Origin of the sequence: Sinomonas mesophila, from assembly GCF_001999765.1 — a bacterium.
Taxonomy (GTDB): domain Bacteria; phylum Actinomycetota; class Actinomycetes; order Actinomycetales; family Micrococcaceae; genus Sinomonas; species Sinomonas mesophila.
This window is the reverse complement of record NZ_KV908323.1, coordinates 194,633-218,008: the sequence shown is the minus strand read 5'-3', so window position 1 is coordinate 218,008 and position 23,376 is coordinate 194,633. Positions and strand designations below refer to the sequence as shown.

At 72.8% G+C, this 23,376-nt stretch carries 21 protein-coding genes and 1 tRNA gene; 10 read left to right on the top strand and 12 right to left on the bottom strand.

What is annotated here, in order from left to right; translation table 11 throughout:
* Nucleotides 1-167: 167 nt before the first annotated feature.
* Nucleotides 168-1,037: a PaaX family transcriptional regulator gene (locus tag BV907_RS02920; RefSeq protein ID WP_077488145.1), complete on the bottom strand. Its 870-nt coding sequence runs from the start codon at nucleotides 1,035-1,037 to the stop codon at nucleotides 168-170.
* A gap of 141 nt (nucleotides 1,038-1,178) precedes the next feature.
* Here BV907_RS02920 and BV907_RS02915 point away from each other — a divergent pair, with 141 nt between their 5' ends.
* Nucleotides 1,179-2,087, top strand: coding sequence for a hypothetical protein (locus tag BV907_RS02915; protein ID WP_139346570.1), 909 nt, complete (start codon nucleotides 1,179-1,181; stop codon nucleotides 2,085-2,087).
* Nucleotides 2,088-2,229: 142 nt separating this feature from the next.
* Here the strand turns inward: BV907_RS02915 and BV907_RS02910 are convergent, their stop codons facing one another.
* From BV907_RS02910 to BV907_RS02890, 5 genes are all read right to left on the bottom strand, one after another.
* Entirely contained in the window at nucleotides 2,230-3,006 is a 777-nt protein-coding gene (locus tag BV907_RS02910) for an alpha/beta hydrolase family protein (RefSeq protein WP_217697876.1), read from the bottom strand.
* Nucleotides 3,003-4,016 carry a PaaX family transcriptional regulator gene (locus BV907_RS02905; RefSeq protein ID WP_245827758.1) on the bottom strand — a complete coding sequence of 338 codons (1,014 nt, stop codon included), beginning with the start codon at nucleotides 4,014-4,016 and terminating at the stop codon, nucleotides 3,003-3,005. Before BV907_RS02905 ends, BV907_RS02910 begins: the two co-directional genes overlap by 4 nt.
* Nucleotides 4,013-5,278 (bottom strand): kynureninase, encoded by a 1,266-nt coding sequence (gene kynU, locus BV907_RS02900; protein ID WP_077488143.1) that lies wholly within the window; start codon nucleotides 5,276-5,278, stop codon nucleotides 4,013-4,015. Before kynU ends, BV907_RS02905 begins: the two co-directional genes overlap by 4 nt.
* A 15-nt stretch (nucleotides 5,279-5,293) precedes the next feature.
* The gene (gene kynA / locus BV907_RS02895) at nucleotides 5,294-6,160 is read right to left on the bottom strand and encodes a tryptophan 2,3-dioxygenase (protein ID WP_077488142.1); all 867 of its coding nucleotides are present in this window, start codon (nucleotides 6,158-6,160) and stop codon (nucleotides 5,294-5,296) included.
* 101 nt (nucleotides 6,161-6,261) lie between these two features.
* The gene (locus tag BV907_RS02890) at nucleotides 6,262-6,801 is read right to left on the bottom strand and encodes a TetR/AcrR family transcriptional regulator (RefSeq protein WP_077488141.1); all 540 of its coding nucleotides are present in this window, start codon (nucleotides 6,799-6,801) and stop codon (nucleotides 6,262-6,264) included.
* A 72-nt stretch (nucleotides 6,802-6,873) separates the two neighbouring features.
* Between BV907_RS02890 and BV907_RS02885 the strand changes: the two genes are divergently transcribed.
* Nucleotides 6,874-8,442 carry an MFS transporter gene (locus BV907_RS02885; RefSeq protein ID WP_077488140.1) on the top strand — a complete coding sequence of 523 codons (1,569 nt, stop codon included), beginning with the start codon at nucleotides 6,874-6,876 and terminating at the stop codon, nucleotides 8,440-8,442.
* Between the two features lie 190 nt (nucleotides 8,443-8,632).
* On the opposite strand, the gene crcB is transcribed toward BV907_RS02885, so the two are convergent.
* Both crcB and BV907_RS19660 read right to left on the bottom strand, forming a co-directional pair.
* Nucleotides 8,633-9,016 carry a fluoride efflux transporter CrcB gene (crcB, locus tag BV907_RS02880; RefSeq protein ID WP_077488139.1) on the bottom strand — a complete coding sequence of 128 codons (384 nt, stop codon included), beginning with the start codon at nucleotides 9,014-9,016 and terminating at the stop codon, nucleotides 8,633-8,635.
* Entirely contained in the window at nucleotides 9,013-9,720 is a 708-nt protein-coding gene (locus BV907_RS19660; protein WP_077488138.1) for a CrcB family protein, read from the bottom strand. Before BV907_RS19660 ends, crcB begins: the two co-directional genes overlap by 4 nt.
* 58 nt (nucleotides 9,721-9,778) lie before the next feature.
* On the opposite strand from BV907_RS19660, the gene BV907_RS02870 reads away from it, so the two are divergent.
* Nucleotides 9,779-11,299 (top strand): lipase maturation factor family protein, encoded by a 1,521-nt coding sequence (locus tag BV907_RS02870; protein ID WP_077488137.1) that lies wholly within the window; start codon nucleotides 9,779-9,781, stop codon nucleotides 11,297-11,299.
* Between the two features lie 81 nt (nucleotides 11,300-11,380).
* On the opposite strand, the gene BV907_RS02865 is transcribed toward BV907_RS02870, so the two are convergent.
* Nucleotides 11,381-11,463 (bottom strand) — tRNA-Leu (locus BV907_RS02865).
* 297 nt (nucleotides 11,464-11,760) lie between these two features.
* Here BV907_RS02865 and BV907_RS02860 point away from each other — a divergent pair.
* The 7 genes from BV907_RS02860 to pknB are packed head-to-tail and all read left to right on the top strand — an operon-like array spanning nucleotide 11,761 to nucleotide 21,479.
* Nucleotides 11,761-12,486, top strand: a complete 726-nt coding sequence (locus tag BV907_RS02860) for an FHA domain-containing protein (RefSeq protein WP_077488136.1) — start codon at nucleotides 11,761-11,763, stop codon at nucleotides 12,484-12,486.
* On the top strand, nucleotides 12,483-12,956 hold the full coding sequence (locus BV907_RS02855; RefSeq protein ID WP_077488135.1) for an FHA domain-containing protein FhaB/FipA: 474 nt from the start codon (nucleotides 12,483-12,485) through the stop codon (nucleotides 12,954-12,956). Before BV907_RS02860 ends, BV907_RS02855 begins: the two co-directional genes overlap by 4 nt.
* A gap of 2 nt (nucleotides 12,957-12,958) precedes the next feature.
* Complete coding sequence (locus tag BV907_RS02850) at nucleotides 12,959-14,899, top strand: PP2C family protein-serine/threonine phosphatase (RefSeq protein ID WP_245827757.1); 1,941 nt, start codon at nucleotides 12,959-12,961, stop codon at nucleotides 14,897-14,899.
* A complete protein-coding gene (locus BV907_RS02845; protein WP_077488134.1) occupies nucleotides 14,896-16,341 on the top strand; it encodes an FtsW/RodA/SpoVE family cell cycle protein in 1,446 nt (481 codons plus the stop codon). The genes BV907_RS02850 and BV907_RS02845 overlap by 4 nt, the downstream gene beginning before the upstream one ends.
* Complete coding sequence (locus tag BV907_RS02840) at nucleotides 16,338-17,801, top strand: peptidoglycan D,D-transpeptidase FtsI family protein (protein ID WP_077488133.1); 1,464 nt, start codon at nucleotides 16,338-16,340, stop codon at nucleotides 17,799-17,801. The genes BV907_RS02845 and BV907_RS02840 overlap by 4 nt, the downstream gene beginning before the upstream one ends.
* Nucleotides 17,798-19,447 (top strand): serine/threonine-protein kinase, encoded by a 1,650-nt coding sequence (locus BV907_RS02835; RefSeq protein ID WP_077488132.1) that lies wholly within the window; start codon nucleotides 17,798-17,800, stop codon nucleotides 19,445-19,447. Before BV907_RS02840 ends, BV907_RS02835 begins: the two co-directional genes overlap by 4 nt.
* A gap of 49 nt (nucleotides 19,448-19,496) precedes the next feature.
* Entirely contained in the window at nucleotides 19,497-21,479 is a 1,983-nt protein-coding gene (gene pknB / locus BV907_RS02830; protein WP_077488131.1) for a Stk1 family PASTA domain-containing Ser/Thr kinase, read from the top strand.
* A gap of 108 nt (nucleotides 21,480-21,587) precedes the next feature.
* Here pknB and BV907_RS02825 read toward each other — a convergent pair whose 3' ends face one another.
* The 3 genes from BV907_RS02825 to BV907_RS02820 are packed head-to-tail and all read right to left on the bottom strand — an operon-like array spanning nucleotide 21,588 to nucleotide 23,199.
* Nucleotides 21,588-22,232 (bottom strand): aminodeoxychorismate/anthranilate synthase component II, encoded by a 645-nt coding sequence (locus BV907_RS02825; RefSeq protein ID WP_077488130.1) that lies wholly within the window; start codon nucleotides 22,230-22,232, stop codon nucleotides 21,588-21,590.
* Entirely contained in the window at nucleotides 22,229-22,396 is a 168-nt protein-coding gene (locus tag BV907_RS18665) for a hypothetical protein (protein WP_175637343.1), read from the bottom strand. Before BV907_RS18665 ends, BV907_RS02825 begins: the two co-directional genes overlap by 4 nt.
* The gene (locus BV907_RS02820; RefSeq protein ID WP_245827756.1) at nucleotides 22,396-23,199 is read right to left on the bottom strand and encodes a class E sortase; all 804 of its coding nucleotides are present in this window, start codon (nucleotides 23,197-23,199) and stop codon (nucleotides 22,396-22,398) included. Before BV907_RS02820 ends, BV907_RS18665 begins: the two co-directional genes overlap by 1 nt.
* Nucleotides 23,200-23,376 lie beyond the last annotated feature (177 nt).

Below are 23,376 nucleotides of genomic sequence, written 5' to 3'. Positions count from 1 at the left end.
CTACCCCACCCGCTCTGGGAGACGCCCCGGGAATCGCTAGTCGCATTCGACCAGACGGCAGCCACCTACCAACCCGCAGAGAGGGCGGCGACCGGCAGGCTCGGCTGACCAGACGTCGCGGCGACCTCGCGCGCGAGGGGCTCGGGGGGCTTCCGACCTGAGCTGGTCTACCCCGCCAGCGCGGCCTCCGCGTGTCGCCGCGCCGGCCCCTCGAGCTTGGCCCGCAGGGCGGCGAAGAGCTCCTGCGCCACGATCCCGTGCCAGGTCGGCGGCAGGTACTCGGCCGGCAGCCCCGGGTCGAGGTACGGCAGGCGCCGCCATTGGGTGAGGAGGGAGACGTAGTCGGCGAACGCCGCGGCGTCCTCGGACGCGGACGACGGCGCGGCCGCGCCCTCCCAGCGCTCGCGCACCTCGCGCTGGCCCTCCACGAAGTCGACGTACGTCGCCTCGAGCGCGTCCAGGTCCCACCACTCGGCGACGCGCTCACGCATCCCTGGCCCCTCGCCGTCGTCCGCGTACTCGGCGCGGAAGAACTCCACGTACTGCCCGGCGCCGGCCCGCGCGAGGCGGCGCCGGGCCTCCTTCTCGAGCACCACGGGGGCGATCCAGAGCCCAGGCGATACGGCGCCGAAGCCGAGCCGCGTCAGCGAGGCGCGGATCTGGTGGCGCAGGGCGCGCTGGGACTCCGGGACGGAGAAGGCGGCGAGCAGCCACGGGTCCTCGGGGCGGGCGCGGCGGGGCGAGAAGATGCGCTCGTCGCCCTCGGAGAAGACCTCCTCGAGGCCCGGACCCAGCCGGTATGCCGCGGCGCTGCCCAGCTTCACGCTCTCGAGCACGCCGCGCTTCTTGAGGCGCGACACGGCCGAGCGGACGCCCGCGCCCTCGACCCCGAGCTCGCCGAGCAGCCGCACGAGCCCGGCCACGGGGAGGGCCCCGCCGTGCTCGCGGGCATAGAGCCCGAAGACCGTGACGATGAGCTGCTGGTGCCGCGGCGAGGCGGCCGCTGCCTTGGAATCCGCTGCGGCGACGGTGGACATGCCCACGAGCCTACCGCCGGGCAGTCTGGAGTTGGCGTCGCAGGCAGGGCACTCCTGTCTGATCCGGCTCTGGCTCTCTCACATCAGCGGTCCTACGATGGCTTTATCGCGTGCGCGACCCTGAGCCGGGGGGAGGGTGCAATGGCGTCGACACCAATGGCGCGATCCCGCGCCTTCGTCGCCCTGCGGCATGCCCTGGCCGCCACGGGCCTCGGACTCGGATGGCTCCTCATCTCCAGCGCCGCGGCCTCGGCCTCGGGCGATCTGCTCGGAGCGGACGCCCTCCTCGGATCGCCGACGGTCTCGACATCCTCTGTTCTCGAACCCGTCACGGATGCCGTGGCGCCCGCCACGAGCTCGGCCGCGGATCAGGGCTCGGCAGTGGTTCAGGGCACGACGACGGCCCTCGCCGGCGCCGTGGAGACGCTGCCGTCGGTCACCGAGCACGTGCTGACCGGCCCGCTGGAGCCGCTAGCACCCGTGGTCAGCGGAGCGGCATCGGGCGTCGGGGACGCGATCACGACGGTGGGCGATACGCTCGGAAATACCGTCTCGACCCTGCCTCCTCTGCCCGATCTGCTTCCTGTGCCGGTTCCCGAACTGACGCCCGTGGTGGCCCCCCTCCCGGGCGTCATGCCCGGCGACGACGCGCCCCCTGCGGAGGCGTCCACGGTGCCTCGGGCCGCCGACGCCCCGACGTCCGTCGACCCCACGAGCACCGTCGACCTGGCGAGCACGGCGCGCGCGATGCTGGTCTGGGGCTGGCCCGTGCCGGGTTCATCCGTGACGGCCGCGGTCGCGCTCCCGTCGACCGCGGGGGGGTCGCCCGGCGAGACCCCCGGCGACACTTGGGCCTTCCCGCTGCTCGGCCAGCCGCTCTGGCTGGGTTCGGGCACTGCGGGCCCCTCCGGAGGCGGGCTCCTGAGTCTCGCTCTGCTCTCGGCCGCCCTCCTGCTCCCCCCGCTCCTTCTGGTCCACGCCCGCAGGCTGCCGTTCCACGGCACCGTGCCGGCGTCCCCCGCGTTCGATCCAGGGTCCACCCCCGACTGAGGGGACGAGTCTGCCCACCAAGGCGGTCCACTCCGTCGGCGCTTCCGCGCGCCGAACGGGCCGTCAGCGACCAGACCAGGACAGGATCAATGACATGAGCAGCATCGGCAACTGGCCCGATCCCATCTAGAAACCAGTCCTCTCAGCCCCGCTCGGCCTCGACCCGGGCCATCCACTCGACGACATCGCCCCACCCCTCCCACGCAGGATCGATGACGACGAAGTGGTCCGCGCCCGCGTGCACCTCGAGCAGCACGGCGTCGCCCGCGACCTCGGCGGCCGCCGCGTACGCGAGGGAGTGGCCGAGCGGGACCCGATCGTCGGCGTCGCCCTGGACGACGAGCGCGGGCCGCCCCAACGGCAGCCGCGCAAGCGGGGACGCCGCAGCATACGCGCCCGGCGCCTCCTCCGGCGACGCGCCGAAGTACCGCCGCGCCGCGTCCTGGCCGAGGCCCTCGCGCCATACCCGCGGCACGTCGGTCACGGGCGCCAGGGCGACGACGGCGTCGACCGCCTCCGCGGTCAGGAGCGCGAGCTGCCCGCCCACGGAGTGCCCGAGGGACACGCGCGGGCCGGCGTGGCGGCCTGCCCACGCGCTCCCGAGCACGGCGGCGATGGCCGCCCGGACGTCCTCCTCGGGCACCGGCCAGCGGCCCTCGGCGTCGCGCCGGTACTCGATGTTGGCCACGGCCCAGCCGCGCGCCGCGAGGTCGGCCGCCATCGGGCGCATGAGGTCGAGCGTGTAGGGCGCCTGCCAGTACCCGCCATGGACCAGGAGGACGAGCCCCCGCGCGGGACCCTTCCCGGCGTTCCCGCCCTGGTCCCAGAGCTCGACCCACTGGTCGGGGTGGTCACCGTAGCGCAGGACGGCCGGATCCTGCGCGCGGGGACGCACGACGGCGGGTGGCTGGCTGGTCACCGGACCTCCTCGGAGTGGCCGAGACGGGCCGGGTCGAGACCCGCGGGCACCCCGCCCGAAGCCAGAGTGCCGAGCACGAAGTCCCGCGCTGGCCCGGCGTGGGCCTCGCGGATGCGGCGGAACAGGGCGATGCACTCGGGACCGGGCCAGTCGTCGGGGAGGAGCTCGGCGGGGAGCCCAGGGTCGAGGTACGGGATGACGCGCCACGCATCGATGCAGCCGACGTAGGCCGCGAAGCTCTCGGCCGCGCCCGCGCTGCCCTCCGGCACCCCGGACTGTCCCTCGAGGAACGCCCTGTGCAGGTGCGCGATCCCCTCGAGGTCCCACCATTGGCCCACCTGCCCCGCGGCGACGGGCCCCGCGGGCAGGCCGCGGGCCGTGAACAGCACGACGTGCCCGGACAGCCCGAGCCCGGCGACGACGTCCTCGACCTCTCCGCGCAGGAAGTCGGGGCAGATCCATACGCCGGCCTCGACCGTCCCGCAGCCGATCCACGTGAGCTGCTTCCGCAGTTGGTGCCGGGCGTCGCGCATCGCCTCCGGGATGGAGAACACGATGAGGCACCACTCGCCGTCGGCCGCCATGCTGCGCGGCTCGTGGATGCGGCGGTCCCCGCAGGCGAGCATCGCCCCGGCGCCTGGGGCAAGGGCGAGCCCGGCGACGCCGTCGTGCGCCTCCGCCTGGAGGAGGCCGCGCTGCTTGACCCGGCTCAGCGCCGTGCGCGCCTGCGGGACGGGGACGCCGAGCGCGCCGAGAAGGGCCAGGAACGCGCCGGTGGGCATCCAGCCGCCGGCCTCGCGCAGGTACACGCCCACGACGGTGCGCAGGAGCGAGACCGCGCTGCCGGGCCGCGAGACCATGTCGTCGGCGACGCGGGGCAGGGCCTGGACGATATCCGTCGGCGCATGCGCGACGTCCACCGGTCCGACGCCGCCGGGCGACCGGGTCGTCTGGCCGGCGACTCCCCCGGCCTCGCGCGCGTGGCCTGTCACGAGAGTTCGGCCGATCATGCCAGTTCGATGAGCGCGTCCCGGACCGCCTCGATCCCTGCCCGCACCTCGGCGAACGAGGTGCTCAGCGGCGAAAGCCCGACGCGCAGCCCGTGGGGCGGCCGGAAGTCCGGGATGACCCCCCGCTCCCACAGCACCGCCGTGGCCTCGCGGAAGCGCGGGTGGTTGAGCGTGAAGTGCGACCCGCGCTCGGCCGGGTCGCGCGGGCTCGCGAGCTCGACGCCGAGCGGGGCCAGGAGCTCGTCGCTCAGCGCCGCGGCGAACTCGGTGAGCCGGATCGACTTGGCCCGGACGGCGTCCATCCCCGCCTCGGCGATGAGCTCGACCATGGCCTTGAGCGGCTGCATCGCGAGGATCGGCGGGGTGCCCGTGATGAACCGGCGGATCCCGGCCGCCGGCGTGTAGGACTCGGTCATGCCGAACGGGTCGGCGGCGCCCATCCAGCCCCAGATCGGCTGGGCCAGCCGGTCCTGCAGCTCGCGCCGCACGTAGCCGAACGCGGGCGAGCCGGGGCCGCCGTTGAGGTACTTGTAGGTGCAGCCGACGGCGAGGTCCGCGCCCCACGCATCGAGCTCGACCGGCACCGACCCGGCCGAGTGGCAGAGGTCCCAGACGACGAGCGCGCCGGCGCGATGCACGGCGTCCGTGATCGCGGCGGCGTCGGCCATGAACCCGGAGCGGTAGGCAACGTGGCTTAGGAGGACGACGGAGGTGCGCGGCGAGAGCGCGGCTTCGACGTCGGCGGGGCGCACCCCCGCGTCCGGGTCGGGCTCGATCCAGCGGATGGATGCGCCGCGCTCGGCGGCGATGCCCTCGACAAGGAAGCGGTCCGTGGGGAAGTTCTCGCGGTCGATCACGATCTCGTTCCGGGCGGGATCCTGCGCCATCTGGGCGTCGAGGGCCCCGCGGACGAGCTTGTAGATCATGACCGACGTCGAGTCCGCGACGACGGTCTGCCCCAATCCCGCGCCGAGCACGATCTCGCCGAGGCGGTCCCCGAGGCGCACCGGCTCGGCCATCCACTGCTCGTCCCACGCGCGGATGAGGCGGTTGCCCCACGGGCCAGCGGTGAACTCGGCGAGCCGCTCGGCCGTCACGGCAAGCGGCCGGCCCAGAGAGTTGCCGTCGAGGTACGCGACGACGGGGCCGCCGTGGGCGGCGTCCGGCATCAGGAAGCGGTCGCGGAAGCTCGCGAGCGGATCGGCGGCATCGAGGGCCGCGGCGTCGAGGGCCGCGGTGTCAAGAGCCACTTGCTGCGTCATGGGGGATCCTCGGGCTCAGGAGCCGATCGCCGTGCGGACGGCGTAGAGCTCGGGGAAGAAGGTCAGATCGAGGGCGCGCTTGAGGAAGTCGACCCCTGAGGAGCCGCCCGTGCCGCGCTTGAAGCCGATGGTCCGCTGGACCGTGCGCAGGTGGCGGAAGCGCCAGGCCTGGAAGTTGTCCTCGAGGTCCACGAGGTCCTCGCACGCCTCGTAGAGGCCCCACGGCGTCTCGTCCTCCTCGTAGATGCGCTGGAAGACGGGGACGAGGTCCTCGCGGAAGGTCCACGGCTGGGTCACGTCCCGGGTCAGGATGTCCTCGGGGACGGCATAGCCGGCGCGGGCCACAAGGCGCAGGAACGCATCGTAGACGGTGGGCTCGCCGAGGATCGCAGCGAGGAGGGCGTGGGCCTCGGGCTCGCTCGAGAACACCTCGAGCATCCGGGAGTGCTTGTTGCCGAGCACGAACTCGATCGCGCGGTACTGATACGACTGGAAGCCCGAGGAGCTGCCGAGCGCGCCGCGGAACTGCGCGTACTCCCGGGGCGTGAGCGTGCCGAGGACGGACCACTGCTCCGTGAGGGTGCGCTGGATGGCCTTGACGCGGGCGAGGCACTTGAGGGCCTTGCCGAGGTCGTTGGCGTCCAGGAGCCGTCGGGCCTCGAGCAGCTCGTGGAGGACGAGCTTGAGCCAGAGCTCGCTCGTCTGGTGCTGGACGATGAAGAGCAGCTCGTCGTGGTGCTCCGGGCTGCTCTGCGGATGCTGGGCGTGGAGGATCGCGTCGAGGTCGAGGTAGCGGCCGTACGACATGGCGCCGCGGAAGTCGGTGCGGACGCCCTCTTCGATCGCTCGGACGCCGGCCTGCGGGGATGCCGTCTGGGTCATGCCCCCAACGATATCATTCACATGACGAGCGTCAAGAGCGTGAAATCATGCGGTGATGTGGGGGTCACCTCCCTGCGATGCGGGGTCACCTGCAGCGCCTCTCAAACCCCCCGAAGCCGGTCGACGACGCCGAGCAGCTCCCCGAGGCTCGTCCCGAAGGACTTCTCAGGCCACGCGCCGGCGAGGGACGAGTAGTGATAGAGCCCCTCGCCCATGAGCATCACGGCGGTCGCGAGCGCGGGGTCCTCGATCTCGGCCCGGATGAGGGCCAGCCACGCCGCGTCGAGCTCCTCGAGGGCCGCGAGCGCGCCCTCATGCCCGGCCTGCGCGAGCCGGACGGCGGCGACGAAGAACGCGTCCATATCGGTGCCCGAGTTCACGGACGTGCGCACGAAGTACTTCGACGGCCCCTCGGGCGCCTCCGCCATCCGCCGCCGGTCCTCGGCCGCTGCTGCGCGGAGGGCGTCGAGGAGCGCCTCGGCGAGCGCGTCCTTGCTCTTGAAGTGGTAGAGCAGCCCGCCCTTGGAGACGCCCGCCCTTGCGGCGACGGCGTCCATGGTCGCGGCGCGCTCGCCCTCGCTCACGAGGAGGTCGCGGTAGGCGGCCAGGAGGGCGTCGCGGGCCTTGGGGGGTCTGGGCATACGGCCACTCTACGTCGCATTGTATCTATACCGTCCAGCCGGTACAGTTATGACGGATCCCAAGGAGCAGCCATGACCCAGACAGCACCCCGCCGCACCGCACCCCAGGCAGCGGCGAGCCGCAAGCGCACGGCAGCGCCCGCCGTCGTCCGCCCCACCGGAACAGGGGCCGCCCGCCGCTGGCTCGCCCTCGCGGCACTCATGTTCCCGGTGCTGCTGATCGCCGTCGACAACACAGTGCTGAGCTTCGCCGTCCCCTCGATCACGCTCGCGCTCGGCCCGAGCGCGACGGAGATCCTGTGGATCATCGACATCTACTCGCTCGTGCTCGCGGGCCTGCTCGTGCCGATGGGCACGATCGGCGACAGGATCGGCCGGCGCCGCATCCTTCTCATCGGCGCGACCGGTTTCGCCGCCGTCTCAGCCGCCGCCGCGTTCGCCACGAGCCCCGCGCAGCTCATCGGCGCCCGCGCGCTCATCGGCGTGTTCGGGTCGATGATCATGCCGGCGACCCTGTCGCTGATCCGGAACATCTTCGAGGACGCCCGCGAGCGCCGCCTCGCCGTCGCGATCTGGGCGGCCGTGTTCTCCGGCGGTGCGGCGTTCGGGCCCCTCGTGGGCGGCGCCCTGCTCTCGCACTTCGCGTGGGGCTCGGTGTTCCTCCTCGCGGTGCCGATGCTCGTCCCCGCGCTGCTCCTCGCCCCCGTCCTCGTGCCCGAGTCCCGGGACCCCGCGCCGTCGCCCGTTGACCCGGCGAGCATCGCACTCGTGGTGGGCGCCGCCGTCGGCATCGTCTACGGGATCAAGGAGCTCGCGCACGACGGCGGGGCCCCCGCCGCGGCGGTCCTCGCCGCGGGCGCGGGGCTGGGCTGGGCGTTCGTGCGCCGCCAGCTGCGGCGCGAGCGGCCCATGCTGGACGTGCGGCTCTTCCGCATCCCTGTGTTCAGCGCGGGGCTGCTGGCGAACCTCTTCAGCATCTTCTCGCTCGTGGGGTTCCTGTACTTCCTCTCGCAGCACCTCCAGCTCGTGGCCGGGAAGGAGCCGTTCGAGGCCGGCCTGCTCATGCTCCCGGGCCTGGCCCTGACCGTCGCAACGGGGCTCGCGGCCGTGCGGCTCGCCGCGCGCTTCCCGGCGCGGTCGGTCATGGTCGCGGGGCTGCTCGTGAACGCGGCCGGCTACGGCGTCGTGCTCGCGTTCGGGCACGACGGGTCGATGCCCTCGCTCCTGGCGGCGTTCGCCGTCGTCGGCGCGGGGGTCGGCCTGGCCGAGACCCTCTCGAACGATCTCATCCTCGCCTCCGTCCCGCCCGCCAAGGCGGGCGCGGCCTCGGCGATCTCGGAGACGGCCTACGAGCTCGGGGCCGTCCTCGGAACGGCCGTGCTCGGCAGCATCCTCGGCGCGGCGTACAGGCTCCGGGTCGAGGTCCCGTCCGGGCTCCCCGCCGAGGCCGCGGACCGCGCGCGGGAGACGCTCGGCGGCGCCGTCGAGGCCGCGCACCTGCTGCCGGCCGACGCCGCCGCGGAGCTCCTCGCCTCGGCGCACCAGGCCTTCGACTCCGGCGTCGTCTACACGGCTGCGATCGGCGCGACGCTCATGGCGGGCGCCGCCGTCGTCGTGCTTCGGGGCCTGCGCCGCCCCTAGCCGATCCGGGGTCACGTCCCTGGGATGCGGGGTCACCTCCCAGCGATGCAGGGTCACCTCCCTACGATGCGAGGTCACTTCCCTAAGATGCGGGGTCAATGGCCGGACATTGGCCAGCCATCTCAGGAACGTGACCCCGCATCGTTGAGAGGTGACCCCGCAACGTTGAGAGGTGACCCCGCATGGTGGGCTAGGGGGCGAGGGCACCGGCGAGGGCGAGTCCCGCGAGCGCGGCGGCGAGGCTCACGGCGAGCGTCCCGAGCCCGTTGACGACGGCGGCGGCCCACTTCCCGCTGAGCGCGAGGCTCACGCTCTGGTAGCTCGCCGTGCTGAACGTCGTGTAGCCGCCGAGGAACCCCGTCCCGAGCACGGCCTGGACCCCCGGGTCGGCAACGCCGGCGAGCACGAGCCCCGCGACGAGCCCGAGCGCGAACGACCCCGTGACGTTGATGCCGACCGTCGCGACGGGCAAGGATGTGTGGACCCGCGTGCTCACGGCCGTATCGAGCAGGAACCGCACGACCGCCCCCAGCCCGCCAGCCACCGCGAGGAGCAGCACCTCTGCCGGGCTCATCGCTGGTCTCCCTCCGAGTCGGGCGGTTTCGGAACGGACGACGGCGCCGGACCGGAAGGAGTGCCCCCCGTTTCGGAATCTGCCCCGCCCCGTGGCGTGGGGCGATTTCCGAAACCCGGGGCACTTTCCAGCAGCGGGTGCGTGTGCCGGGGGTGCACCGCTGCGTGCGCCTCCGCTGCGAGGCCCCGCCGGTCCCCCCGGTGCAGCCACGCCGCCCCCGCGACGCCGGCGAGGGTCGCGGCCGCCCCGCCGAGCACGGTCGCGGCGAGGTACCCGGCGCCCTCGAGGACCCGGCCAGCGAGCAGGAGCCGCATACCGTCGAGGGCCAGCGCGGAGTACGTCGTGAAGGCGCCGAGGAAGCCGGTCCCGAGCCCGAGCCGCACGAGCCGCCGCGCCCCGGCGTCCGGCCCACGCCGCGCGAGCGACTCGAGGAGCGCCCCGAGCGCGACCGCCCCGGCCAGGTTGATGAGCAGGGTCGGCAGCGGCCAGCCGCCCGGGGCCGGGAGAGTCTCACCCAGCACCCACCGGCACAGCGTCCCGGCCACGCCTCCGACAAAGACGAGCGCGAGGGCGGCCGTCCCGGCAGCGCGAGCGGGCCGCCGCGGCGGGGGCAGGCGCGACGGCGCGACAGAGGACGACGGCGGGGGCCCGCCGTCGTGCGCGGGGCCCGCGTCAGGCGCGGGGCGGGGCTGGGGGTCTGTCACGGCGGTGAAGAGCCTACCGCCTCTCCCCGCCCGCGCACTGCGGGCGTAGCGTTGAAGAATGGACGAGGCGGCCGGGGTCGCAGAGTGGCTCGCCGCAGGGTTCGCCGGCTGGTTCGCCGCCGAGGACTACGAGATCGCGCGGACCGTGCTCCAGCGCGGCGTCGCGGCGCTGTTCCTGGTCGCGTTCCTGTCCTCGCTCAACCAGTTCCCGGCACTGCTCGGCGAGCGCGGGCTGCTCCCGGTCCCGGAGTACGTGCGCGGCTTCCACCGCCTGGGCCGGCCGAGCCTGTTCCGCTTCCGCTACTCGGACGCGCTCTTCCGCGGGGTGTGCGCCACGGGCCTCGCGGTCTCGGCGCTGCTCGTCCTCGGGATCCCGCAGCTCGGGCCGTGGTGGCTCCCGCTCGCGGCGTTCCTGGCGCTGTGGGGGCTGTACATGTCGATCGTGAACGTGGGGCAGACGTTCTACGGCTTCGGCTGGGAGATGCTCCTGCTCGAGGCGGGGTTCACGGTCGCGTTCCTGGGCTCGGACCAGGTGCCGCCGCCCGCGCCGGTCCTGATCCTGCTCGTGTGGCTCGTGTTCCGGCTCGAGTTCGGTGCGGGGATGATCAAGATCCGCGGCGGCGAGGAGTGGCGCAACCTCACCGCGCTCTACTTCCACCACGAGACCCAGCCCATGCCCGGCCCGCTGAGCCGCCAGTTCCACCTCCTGCCGAAGTGGGTGCACCGCGTCGAGGTCGTGGGGAACCACTTCGCCCAGCTCGTCGTGCCGTTCCTCCTCTTCTTCCCGCAGCCCGTGGGCTCGGCCGCTGCCGCGGTCGTGATCGCGACGCAGCTGTGGCTCGTGGCCTCGGGGAACTTCGCGTGGCTCAACTGGTCCGCGATCGTGCTCGCGTTCGCCGCCGTGAGCGACCCTGCCGTGCACGCCGTCCTGCCATTCGTCCCGGAGGATCTCTCGCCTGCCGCGGGCGGCTGGCGGACGACGGCGTGGCCCGCCGACGGCGACTGGGTCGCCTGGGTGTGGGTCGCCGTCGTGCTCGCCGCGTCGGCGCTGCTTGTGGCGCTCTCGTGGTGGCCGGCGAAGAACCTCGTCTCGAAGCACCAGCTCATGAATGCGGCCTTCAACCGCTGGCAGCTCGTGAACACGTACGGGGCATTCGGGTCAGTGACGAAGAACCGAGTCGAGATCGTCGTCGAGGGCACGCTCGACGAGGTGCCCGCGGGGGACGCCGAGTGGCGCGAGTACCGCTTCCGCGGAAAGCCGGGCGAGCCCGGCCGGATCCCGCGGCAGTGGGCGCCGTACCACCTGCGGCTCGACTGGCTCATGTGGTTCCTGCCGCTGCGCACCGTGCACGAGGACTGGTTCTACGAGTTCCTCATGAAGCTCCTGCTGGCCGATCCGGCGACGCTCAAGCTCCTGCGCGAGGACCCGTTCGACGGCGAGCGGCCGCGCTGGGTGCGGGCCCGCGCGGCGCTGTACGAGTTCGCGACCCGCGAGGAGTTCCGGGCCACCGGCAAGCGCTGGGTCATCACGCCGCTGCGGGTGGTGATCCGGCCGATCGCGCTCCGAGAGGTGTCGTAGGGGAAGACCGAATTGGCATATCCCCCTCGTCGAATGGGCAACGCGAAAGGGCCCCGGTCGTGAGACCGGGGCCCTTTGCTGTGCGCGAGGCGGGATTTGAACCCGCACGCCCTTTCGGACACTGGCACCTGAAGCCAGCGCGTCTGCCGTTCCGCCACTCGCGCGCGGCACTCCCGAAACCCCTGCAGATCCCTTGCGGAACCCGTGGGTGCGAAAGCAGCGAGAACCAGCATAGCCGAGCCCGCAGCCGATTGCGAAATCGGCCCGGCCCGGCGACGGCCGGAATCCCGCGTGGTCACGGGCGCAGCGCATCCATCGTTACCGGGACGGTACCGGCGCATTGGGCTCTCACCCAGACGGTCCGACTACTATCGTCACAGGACTGCGCGCGGCCATGGCGGCCCGTGCGGACGCCGAATCACGTCTGCAGGCATGAGCGAACAACGCCGAGAGGAGGGGCCATGGGACTGCTCGACAGGCTCGAGCGCGGCATCGAGAAGGCCGTCCACGGTGTCTTCTCCACGGGCTCCAAGGGCCAGGTCCAGCCGGTCGAAATCGCGAGCCGGCTGCGCCGCGAAATGGACCACAAGGCCTTTGCCATCAGCCAGGGCCGCACTCTCGCCCCGAACGTCTTCGAGGCGCACCTCTCCGACGCCGACTTCGAGCGCGCCCGCGAATGGGGCGAGGCCCTGGCCGAGGAGCTGTGCGACGTCGCGGTCAAGCACGCCCGCTCCCAGAGCTACACCCTCCAGGGCGCCGTGCGGTTCTCGTTCCGCAACGACTCCGCCCTGCGTGCCGGCGAGTTCGAGGTCGTCTCGCGCACCGAGAAGGGCGAGGCCCGCCGCCCGACGGCGCCGCCCGCCCCGTCGCGGGCGCCCGTCCGGCTCACGCCGGTCCTCGAGATCGAGGGCCAGCGGTACTCCCTGAACTCCGAGTCGGTGGTTCTGGGCCGCTCGTCCGAGGCGGACATCGTCGTCGACGACACGGGCGTGTCCCGCCGCCACCTCGAAATCCGCGTCGAGGCGGGCGAGGCCCGCGCTGTCGACCTCGGCTCGACCAACGGCAGCTACGTCAATGGGCAGCGTGTCCAGGGCAGCGCCGAACTCAGGGACGGCTCCACCATCAGCATGGGCCGGACCAAGATTGTCTTCCGCATGCTTCCGGCACCCCGGGGAGGAAACGCGTGAACGAGCTGACGCTCACCGCCCTGCGGCTGGGCTTCCTGCTGCTGCTGTGGCTCCTGGTCTTCAGCGTGGTGGGGGCCATGCGCCGCGACCTCGCGATCGGGCGGCGCAACAGGACCGGCGCCCCGAGCGCGCGGGAGATCCGCCGCAACCCGGAGCTCGCCGAGCCGCCCGCGCGCCAGCAGGCCCGCCAGCTCATCGTGGTCGAGGGCCCCCTCGCCGGCACGACCATGCATCTGGCCGACAGCCCGATCCTCCTCGGCCGCGCCCAGGAGGCCACCCTCGTCCTCGAGGACGACTACGCCTCGGGCCGCCACGCGCGCCTCTTCCCGCAGGGCAGCCGGTGGTTCATCGAGGACCTCGGCTCCACCAACGGCACCTACCTCTCCGACCGACAGCTCACCCGCGCCCAGCCCGTCGACCTGGGCGTGCCGATCCGCATCGGCAAGACCGTGATCGAGTTGAGGCCCTGATCTTGGCTGAACCCCAGCTTGTCCTCCGCTTCGCGGCCCGCTCCGATGTGGGCCGGCTCCGCTCGAAGAATGACGACTCCGCCTATGCGGGCCGTCATCTCGCGGTCGTCGCCGACGGCATGGGCGGGCACGCTGGCGGCGACGTCGCGAGCGCCTCGACGGTCCTGGACCTGATCCACCTCGACCGCGGCGACTACACCGGGGACGAGGCGGAGACCCAGCTCGCGGACGAGATCCAGACGGCCAACGCGCTCCTCTCCGAGCTCGTGGCGGCGAACCCCCTGCTCGCGGGGATGGGCACGACCGTGACGGCGATCCTGCTCTCGGGCGGGACGTTCGCGTTCGCGCACATCGGCGACTCGCGCGCCTACCGGCTGCGCGGGACCCACCTCGATCAGGTCAGCACCGACCACACCTTCGTCCAGCGGCTCATCAACGAGGGCCGCCTGCGGCCCGAGGAGGCCGAGACCCACCCGCACAAGAACGTGCTCATGCGCGTCCTCGGCGACGTGGACGCGAGCCCCGAGCTCGACCTCGACACGTTCGACGCCGTCGAGGGCGAGCGCTGGCTCCTGTGCTCCGACGGGCTCAACTACGTCCCGCTGCCGATCGTCGAGCGCACCCTCCGGGAGACCGACGACCTCGCCGAGTGCGCCGACCGCCTCATCGAGCTCACGCTCGCCGCCGGCGCGCCCGACAACGTGACGGTCATCGTCGCCGACGTGGTCGGAGCGGAGCCGGACGACGGCGCGCGCCAGGCTCCGGCGCAGCCGCCCGCCGCCGCCCCGCTCACCGCAGCGGCGGCCGCGCGCACGCCCGTGACCTCCGCAGCCGCGGCCGAGAAGCCGCGGCCTACCGAGGGTTCGGCCGTTCCCGCCGGGAAGGCCCCCGCCGCCCCAGCCCCGGCGGGCGCCGCCCCGGCAGCCACCGCCGGCGCGGTCCCCTCGGCCCAGAACGGCGCCGCCCCGGCACCCACGACCGGCGCGGTCCCCGCAGCCCAGACCGGCGCGGCCGGGTCACCCGGCGCAAAGGCCCCGGCAGCGAAGGCCACGGTACCCGCAACCCGGGCTGGCGCCGCCGCGGCCGCCAGTGCCGCCGCGGCCGCCAGTGGGGGCGAGGCCGACGGCCAACCCGCCGCCCGCCCTTCAGCGTCTCCCGGCGGCCCCGCCGAGGCGGGAGAGAAGACCGGCGAAACGGGCGGGGACACCCTTGTTCCCGCGCGGGAAGAGCCGGTCACGGACCCGAACCTCGGCGCGCACCTGTCCGCGGAGGTCCTGCGCCGCGAGCTCGACAGCCGCCCGCACGAGCTCGTGGGCGCCGCGGCCGCCGCCGCGGAAACCGGCTCCCTGCCCTCCGTCGCGAGCCGCACGGCCGCCCGGCGGGCCGCCGCCCTGCTCACCCACCGCAGCCCCGAGGCCGAGGCGGAGCTCGAGGAGATGGCCGAGGCCGAGCGCCCGGGCCGCCGCTGGCTGCGGATCGGGCTCGTCGCCTTCGCGGCCCTCGCCGTGATCCTGGGCCTGTGGTTCGGCTACGCGTGGACCCAGACCCGCTACTACGTGGGCGCCTACGACGGCCGCGTCGCGATCTACAACGGCGTCTCCCAGCAGCTCGGCCCCATCCCGCTCTCGCACGTGCACACCGTCACGGGCATCTCGGTCGACTCCCTGAGCCCGTTCACGCAGCAGCGCCTGCGCTCGGGCGTTCCGGTCGACGGCCTCGAGGGCGCCGAGGAGACCGTCCGCGCGATCCAGGAGGACCCGCAGGGCTGCCTGCCCGGCTCCGGCGCGACGCCCGGCCCGGCCGCGACCGGCAGCCCCGCCGCGCCGTCGTCCGCCCCGCCCGCCACCCCGGCGCCCGAGGGCGGCGCGCCGGCACCCGAGGGGACGGCAGCCACCCCGAGCCCGACCACCACCCCCGACCCCTGCCTGGGAGGCACCCGATGAGCGGCGTCGACACCGTGCAGAGGTCCCGGCGCAACGCGGAGCTCGCGCTCCTTCTGCTCGCGCTGGCCGTCGCCGTGGGCGCGAACGCCATGACCGGCCTGCACAACGGCACGTCCTTCGAGGGCGACTTCTGGCTCCAGACGATCCTCCTGACGGTCGCCTCCCTGGCGGTGCACATTGTGCTGCGCTTCCGCTCGAAGTATGCCGATCCGCTCATCCTTCCGCTGGTCGTGACGCTCAACGGCCTCGGGCTCGCCATGATCCACCGGCTCGACACGGCCCAGACCGAGTACGGCAACGCCCAGGTGCGCTGGACCCTGCTCGGGATGGCCCTCGCGGCGGCGGTCATCTGGTTCCTGCGCGACCACCGGTTCCTCCGCCGGTACACGTACATCTCGCTCATCGTCAGCGCGGTGCTGCTCGTCATGCCGCTCGTGCCCGGCCTGACGGCCGGCGAGATCAACGGCGCCCAGGTCTGGATCCGGCTCGGCCCCGCGACCTTCCAGCCGGGCGAGGTCGCGAAGATCACCCTTGCGGTGTTCTTCGCCGGCTACCTCTCCACGAACCGGGACCTCATCCTGCTCGCGGGCCGGCGCCTCGGTCCCCTCCAGCTGCCCCGCTTCCGCGACCTCGGCCCGATGCTCGCGGCGTGGCTCGTGAGCATCGGCGTGCTCGTCTTCCAGCGGGACCTCGGCTCCTCGATCCTGTTCTTCGGCCTGTTCATGGTCATGATCTACGTGGCCACGAGCCGCGTGAGCTGGGTGCTCATCGGCCTGACCCTCGTCGCCGTCGGCGGGTTCGTCGCGGGCCGCATCTTCCCGCACGTGGCATCCCGCCTCGACTCGTGGCTCAACGCGTTCTCGGACGAGGTCTTCGGGCGCGACCCGGGCGGCAGCTACCAGATCGTGCAGGGCCTGTTCGGCATGGCCAACGGCGGCCTCCTCGGCACGGGCCTCGGCGAGGGCCGGCCCGACCTCGTGCCCTTCCCGCACTCGGACATGATCATCGCCGCGTTCGGCGAGGAGCTCGGCCTCGTGGGGCTGTTCGCGATCGTGCTCTGCTACGGGCTGCTCATCACCCGCGGCTTCCGCGCGGCGCTCGGCGCCCGGGACTCCTTCGGCAAGCTCCTCGCGTGCGGGCTCTCCGCCGCGATGGGCCTGCAGTGCTTCGTCGTGATCGGCGGCGTGACCCGGCTTATCCCGCTCACGGGCCTCACGACGCCGTTCCTCGCCGCGGGCGGCTCGTCGCTCCTCGCGAACTGGATCATCGTCGCGCTCCTGCTCGTCATCTCGAACGCCGCCCGGCGCCCTGTGGACACCACCCCGTGGAGGCCGGACGAGGCACCCGGGCACGCGCCGACGTCGTCCACCCCCACAGCGAAGGGGCGCGGCCAGCGGAAGGCGATCGAGGAGACGAGGACCGAGGCGGTGAGGATCAAGTGAACCAGGCCATCAGGAACGCATGGATCGCCGTCGCGTCCATGTTCGCCCTCATCCTCGGCTCGATCAGCTACGTCCAGGTGATCGGGGCGGACGAGCTGGCCAACAACCCGTGGAACAACCGGGCGATCCTGCAGACCTTCTGCCAGGACCGGGGGGCGATCCTCGTCGCCGGCAAGCCGATCGCGCAGTCGGTCGAGAGCGGCTCGGACTCGTGCGAATTCCAGCGCACATACCCGACCGATCCGGCGCTGTACGCGGGCATCACGGGGTATTACTCCAATGTGTTCGGCTCCACCGGCCTCGAGAACACCATGAACCAGACCCTCACGGGCCAGGCCGATCAGCTGCTCATGGACCGGCTCCGGCAGCTCTTCCTCGGCCAGCAGCCCAAGGGCGCCTCCGTCGAGCTCACGATCGACCCCGAGATCCAGGCCCTCGCGCACAGCCTCATCCCCGACGGGCAGCGGGGCTCGATCGTCGTCACGAACCCCAAGACCGGCGCCATCCTCGCGATGGTCTCCAAGCCCAGCTACGACCCGAACACCGTCGCCACCCACGACCGGGCCGCAGCGCAGGAGGCCATGGGCGAGCTGCAGAAGCTCCCGGGCATCAACCTCAACCAGGGGGTAAGCGGCCCCACGGGCGGGCTCCTCGCGCCCGGCTCGGTGTTCAAGATCGTCGACACGGCCGCGGCCCTCGCCTCCGGCAAGTACACCGCGGACTCGACGCTGCCCAACCCAGCAGAGATGACCCTGCCGGGCAGCACCGCGAAGCTGCCGAACTACGCGGGCGGCAACTGCTACACGCGCTCCGAGGCGAGCTTCTCGTTCGCCCTCGAGCAGTCCTGCAACACGCCGTTCGCCTCGATCGCCCTGGACCTCGGGCAGGACGCGATCGCCAAGCAGGCCGCCGCGTTCGGCTTCGGCGAGGACGCGGGGGACCAGCTGCACCTCGACTACTCGCCCGGGGTGTTCCCCGAGAACCTCGACGAGGCCCAGCTCGCGCAGTCGGCGATCGGCCAGTTCGACGTCAAGGCCTCCCCACTGCAGATCGCCCTCATGACGAGCGCGATCGCCAACGGCGGCGTCCAGATGAAGCCCACGCTCGTCAGGACCGTGCGGGCGCCGGACCTGCGGGTCGTCTCGGAGCCGAAGCCCGAGGTCCTCCGCACGTCCACGAGCCCCGAGATCGCGCGGCAGATCACGGAGTGGATGTCCAACGTGGTCTCCTCCGGGATCGGCACCGGCGCGGCGGTGCGGGGCGTCAAGGTCGCCGGCAAGACCGGCACGGCCGAGCTCGGCGCCTCTGGCCTGAACAACTCCTGGTTCACGGGGTTCGCGCCGGCGGACGACCCCCAGGTGCAGGTGACCGTCGTCATGGAGGGCGTCAACGTCCAGACGGGAGCAAAGTTGACCAGTCCGAGTGCTAGCAAGATCTTTGAGGCGGTGTTGAAGAAGTGAGACCGACGTCGGGCATCACCTTGGGCGGCAGGTACCAGCTGCAGAGCCGGATCGCCATCGGTGGGATGGGCGAGGTGTGGAAGGCCCGCGACGCGGTACTGGGCCGGATCGTCGCGATCAAGATCCTCAAAGAGGAGTACGCCGGCGACCCGGGCTTCCTCGAGCGCTTCCGCAATGAGGCCCGGCACACGGCCCTGCTGAACCACAACGGCATCGCGAACGTCTTCGACTACGGCGAGGCCGATGCCTCGGCGTACCTCGTGATGGAGCTCGTCCCGGGCGAGCCGCTGAGCGCGATCCTCGAGCGCGAGCGCGTGCTCTCCCCCGACCGGACGCTCAACATCATCGCCCAGACCGCGCGCGCCCTCGCCGTGGCCCACGGCCAGGGGCTCGTGCACCGCGACGTCAAGCCGGGCAACCTGCTCATCACGCCCGAGCACAAGGTCAAGGTCACCGACTTCGGCATCGCCCGCCTCGCCGACCAGGTGCCCCTGACCCAGACCGGCCAGGTCATGGGCACGGCGCAGTACCTCGCGCCCGAGCAGGCCACGGGCCAGCAGGCCACCGGCTCGAGCGACATCTACTCGCTCGGCGTGATCGGCTACGAATGCCTCACGGGCCACCGGCCGTTCTCCGGCGAGAGCCAGATCGCGATCGCGCTGGCCCAGGTCAACGACGCTCCCCCGCCCCTGCCCGAGCAGCTGCCCGCCCCGGTGCGCGCCCTGCTGATGTCGATGCTCGCGAAGGACCCGCGGAACCGCCCGGCCAACGCGATCAAGCTCGCCGAGGCCGCCGAGGCGATCCGCCGCGGCGACGTCGCGGCCGCGCGCGCTGCCGTCCCGGGCATGCTCCTCCACGAGGACGCGACGGAGCCGATGACTCAAGCCACAGGCAGAATGGGGCAACCGACGGCGCCGACCGCCGTCGTCGGCGGGGCCGGGCTCGCGGCGGGCGCCGCGGCCGCCCACGCCGCGCGCGGCGGCACCGCGGCGACCTCCGCGCTGCCCGTCGTCACCGCCCAGAGCGGGGAGGACGACGGCGGCCGACCCGGCTACGGCCCCTTGGCCGCGGGCCCGCTGGGCGCGGACGACGACGAGGAGGAGATCTCCGAGCAGCCCCGCCGCGCCGAGCGCAAGCGCAGCCCGCTCACGTGGCCGCTCGTGGCGCTCCTGCTCCTGCTGCTGTTCGTCCTGGTCGGCGTCTGGCTCTCCAATTCAGGCCTCTTCAGCCCCTCGCCGCTGCCCACGACGTCGCCGACGCAGCCCACCAGCCCCAGCCCCACGCCGACGACCCCGACACCGACGAGCGCGTCGCCGACGAGGACCACCCAGGCCCCGACGACACCCGCGAAGGTGAACGTCATCGAGGCCGCGTACCTCGGGCAGCACTACACTACGGTGAAGACCGAGCTCGAGACGCTGGGCATGAACGTCTTCCTCAACCCCGTCGCCGCCCAGACGGGCACGATGGGGGCCGTCACCGGGGTCACGCCGAGCGGCCCGCTCGATCCGGGGACGACGATCACGGTCACCTACCTTGTGGTCCAGCCACCGGCCACCCCGACGACGAGCCCGACCACGAACCCACCCACCTCGCCGAGCCCGTCGCCGTCCCTCACGCTCCCCAACACGCTCGGCGGCAACTGACGCCATGACCAACTCCACCCACCCGCGCCTGGAAAGAGAGGACGACCCCATGCCGCGTCCCCTCACCCTGTCGGGCCGCTACGAGCTCGGCAAGCTCCTGGGCCGAGGCGGGATGGCCGACGTCTACGAGGCCCGGGACCTCCGGCTGGGCCGGACCGTCGCGGTCAAGATGCTGCGCCCGGACATGGCCCGGGACCGCCAGTTCCGCGTCCGGTTCGAGCGCGAGGCCCGGGCGGTCGCCGGGCTCAGCCACCCCTCGATCGTGGCCGTCTACGACACGGGCGAGCACTCGCCGGACGACAGCGGCCCGCAGTCCGTCGAGGTGCCCTACATCGTCATGGAGCTCGTGACCGGGCAGACGCTCCGGGAACTCGTGCGCGGCGGGGCCCTCACCGTCGACGAGTCGGTCGAGTACGTGCTCGGCGTGCTCTCGGCGCTCGAGTACAGCCACCGGCAGGGCATCGTCCACCGGGACATCAAGCCGGCCAACGTGATGGTCTGCCGGGACACGCGCGAGGTCAAGGTCATGGACTTCGGCATCGCCCGCGCCACGGCCGACTCCTCGGCGACCATGACGCAGACGCAGGCCGTCGTGGGCACCGCGCAGTACCTCTCGCCCGAGCAGGCGCAGGGCGAGGTCGTGGACTCCCGGAGCGACCTCTACTCGGCCGGGTGCCTGCTCTACGAGCTCCTCGCCGGCAGGCCGCCCTTCGTGGGCGACTCGCCGGTCGCGGTGGCCTACCAGCACGTCCAGGCGACGCCGCAGCCCGTCTCGGACTTCAATCCCGAGGTTTCCGACGCGCTGCAGAGCGTGCTCGACAAGGCCCTCCGCAAGGATCCCGCCGAGCGGTTCCAGGACGCGGGGGCGTTCCGCCGCGCCCTGCGCGCCGCCCGCGCAGGCGTGCCCGTCCCCGCCCAGGCCGCCATCGCAGACGCAGGCGCAGACGCGGACGACGCCGGGGTCCCCGCGGCGGCGCTCGGCGCCGCCGCGGCGGGGGCCGGCGTGGGCGCGGCCGTCGTGGCCGGGGACGCCGCCGGCGTCCCCACCGCCGCCACGCAGGCGGTGCCCGAGGCCGGACCCGCGGGTGTCCCGGGCCCCAACGGCGACGCGACCGCGACGGGTCGCCACGCGGCCCTCACGCACCTCGGCGACACGGGGGAGATCCCGGTCGCGCCGCCGCAGGCGGCGGGGCTCATCGACTTCGACGACGCGCGCGACGAGGACCGGGCCCGCCGGGGCCGCGGCCGCCGCGGCGCGTGGATCGCCGTCCTGCTCGTCATGTCCCTCCTGCTCGTGGGGGCCGGCGGACTCTGGCTCTACAACTACATGAACCAGCCGGCGGCCGTCGCCACGGTGGAGGTCCCAGGCGTCGAGGGCATGAGCGAGACCCAGGCCGCCCTGACCCTCCAGGGCGTGGGCCTCCAGCCCGTTCTCGAGCATGTGAACCACGCGACCGTGCCGATTGGGTACGCCGTGCGGACCATCCCCGCGGTGGGCACGCAGCTCGACCAGGGCTCGAGGATCACCCTCGAGATCTCGAAGGGCCCCTCGAGCCAGACGATCCCCGAGTCGATCGTCGGCGCGACCGAGGCGGGCGCCCGCTCCACCCTGCAGAGCCTCGGGCTCAAGGTCGCCGCACGATCGGTCCTCGCGAACCACCCCACTGCGCAGTTCGGCACCGTGATCAGCACCAACCCGGGCGTGGGGCAGACGGTCGCGGTCGGCACCGAGGTCGTCCTCACGGTCTCGACCGGCAAGGTCACCGTCCCCGAGCTGAGGGGCAAGACCCTCGAGGAGGCGCAGAAGGCCCTCGCCGACCTCGGGCTCAAGGCGGACGTGCGCCAGCAGGAGAACTCGGTCGTCGCGCCGGGAACCGTCACGGCGCAGAGCCCCGGGGCGGAGGGCAGCGTGGACCAGGGCGGGACGGTGGTGCTGACCGTCGCGGTGGCCCCGGCGCCGAGCCCTACACCGTCAGAGGCGTCACCGTCGCCCAAGCCCTCGAGCACCCGGTCCGGTTCGGGAAACGACTGACCCTCCCCTGAGAAGGGCATCGGCTGAACCGAAACCCGCGTTCTGGCAGCTCAGAACGGCGGCCACGTCAGCAGCCGATGGCAGGGGAGGGTACGCCCGCCGTGCGAGTCAGCTTCCGCTCGTGATGAGCGGGCTCAGCGTCGCGGCCGTGGCGGCGGCGCCCTTGAGGCCGATGGACTCGAGCCACGTTCCGAGCATCTGGTAGCCGCCCTCGGTCAGGACGCTCTCGGGGTGGAACTGCACGCCGCACAACGGCGCGGTCTTGTGCTGAAGGCCCATGACGACGCCGGAGTGCGTGTGGGCGGTGACCTCGAGGACGTCCGGGATGGTCTCGGCGACGGCCGCGAGCGAGTGGTAGCGGGTGGCCGTGAAGGGGCTCTTGAGGCCCGCGAAGACGCTCCGGCCCTCGTGCTCGACGAGGGAGGTCTTGCCGTGCATGAGCTCCGGGGCATGCGTGACCGTGCCGCCGTAGGCCTCGGCGAGGGCCTGGTGCCCGAGGCACACGCCGAGCATGGGCTTGGCGTTCTCCCCGCACCAGCGGATGAGCTCGATGCACACGCCCGCCTCGGCCGGGTTGCCCGGCCCGGGGGAGATCAGCACGGCGTCGCGGGCGGCCGCGAGCTCGATCGCCTCGGCGAGCGAGACGTCGTCGTTCCTCACCACCGTGGTCTCGGCGCCCAGCTGCTGCAGATAGCCGACGAGGGTGTAGACGAAGGAGTCGTAGTTGTCGATGACGAGGATGCGCGTGGTCATAGCAGGATGAGGCCAATCGTGTTGCTGGAGACATTGGTGAGCTCGTTGATCCAGGGGAACAGGTACTGGAACAGGAGCACGAGGGCGCCGCCTATGAGGAGCGCGGACGTGAGGATGCGCACCCACAGCGGGCCCGGCAGGTGCCGGAAGATCCAGGCGTACATCAGGAACCTCCCATGGCCGCAGCGACGCGGGCGGCGATCTCCGCGGGCGGGCCGGCCGACGCCGGCTGCCAGGAATCGAGGACGGAGTAGGCGATGAACCGCTGCTGGTTGCCGTACCGGGGGTGGCACGTGGTGAGCGTCAGGAGGCTCTCCGTGGGGGTGGCATTGGCAGCGTGCGGCACGGGGAGCAGGATGTCGGTCGCGGTCGGCAGCACGATCTCGCTGTTGCGGAACACGTACGTGTAGTAGGCGTCCCGGGTCTGCAGGTAGATCCTGTCCCCCGGCTGGAGCTGGTCGATGTTATCGAGCACGGCCCCGTGGGTCTGGCGGTGGCCCGCGAGGGCGAAGTTGCCGGGCGCGCCGGGCAGCGTCGTCATCGGGTAGTGGCCCAGGCCGAGGGTGTCGAGGACGTCGCGGCCCACGCCCTCGAGCACGGGGCGGGTGTAGTTCTCGCCGAACCGCGGGATGTACATGACGCCGATGACGTCACCGTTCGCGAAGCCCTCGGGCACGGGGGCGGGGCCGTAGTCCGGCGGGGTGGGGGCCGGAGTGGCGGGCGGCTGAGCCGGGGCCTGGATCTCCTGGGCGAACTCGCGGACGACGGCGCCCTGCCGGGCGTCGGCCTCGACGTTGGTCCACCACAGCTGCCACACGACGAACAGGACCACGATCGCCCCGACGGTCAGGAGCAGCTCCCCGAGCACCTGGAGCGCGAAGGCCCCGCGTGCCGGGCGCCGTCGGCCGTGCGGACGGTCGCTGCCCCTCTCTGCAGCCCTGCGCGCGGCGGTGCGTGTTGCGGCCACGGGCCCCCCTCCTTCGTGAACGCGAGGCCATCGCCCCCGGGCTGCACCCCGGGCACGGGGGCAGCGTCTAGAATGACAGCCGAGAAACACCCAAAGCGTCGGCACGCCTGCGCTTGACGCGCGCGCGAGCCACACTGTCAGCAGGATATCAAGGGGTCCCGGCGCAGCCGAAGCGGC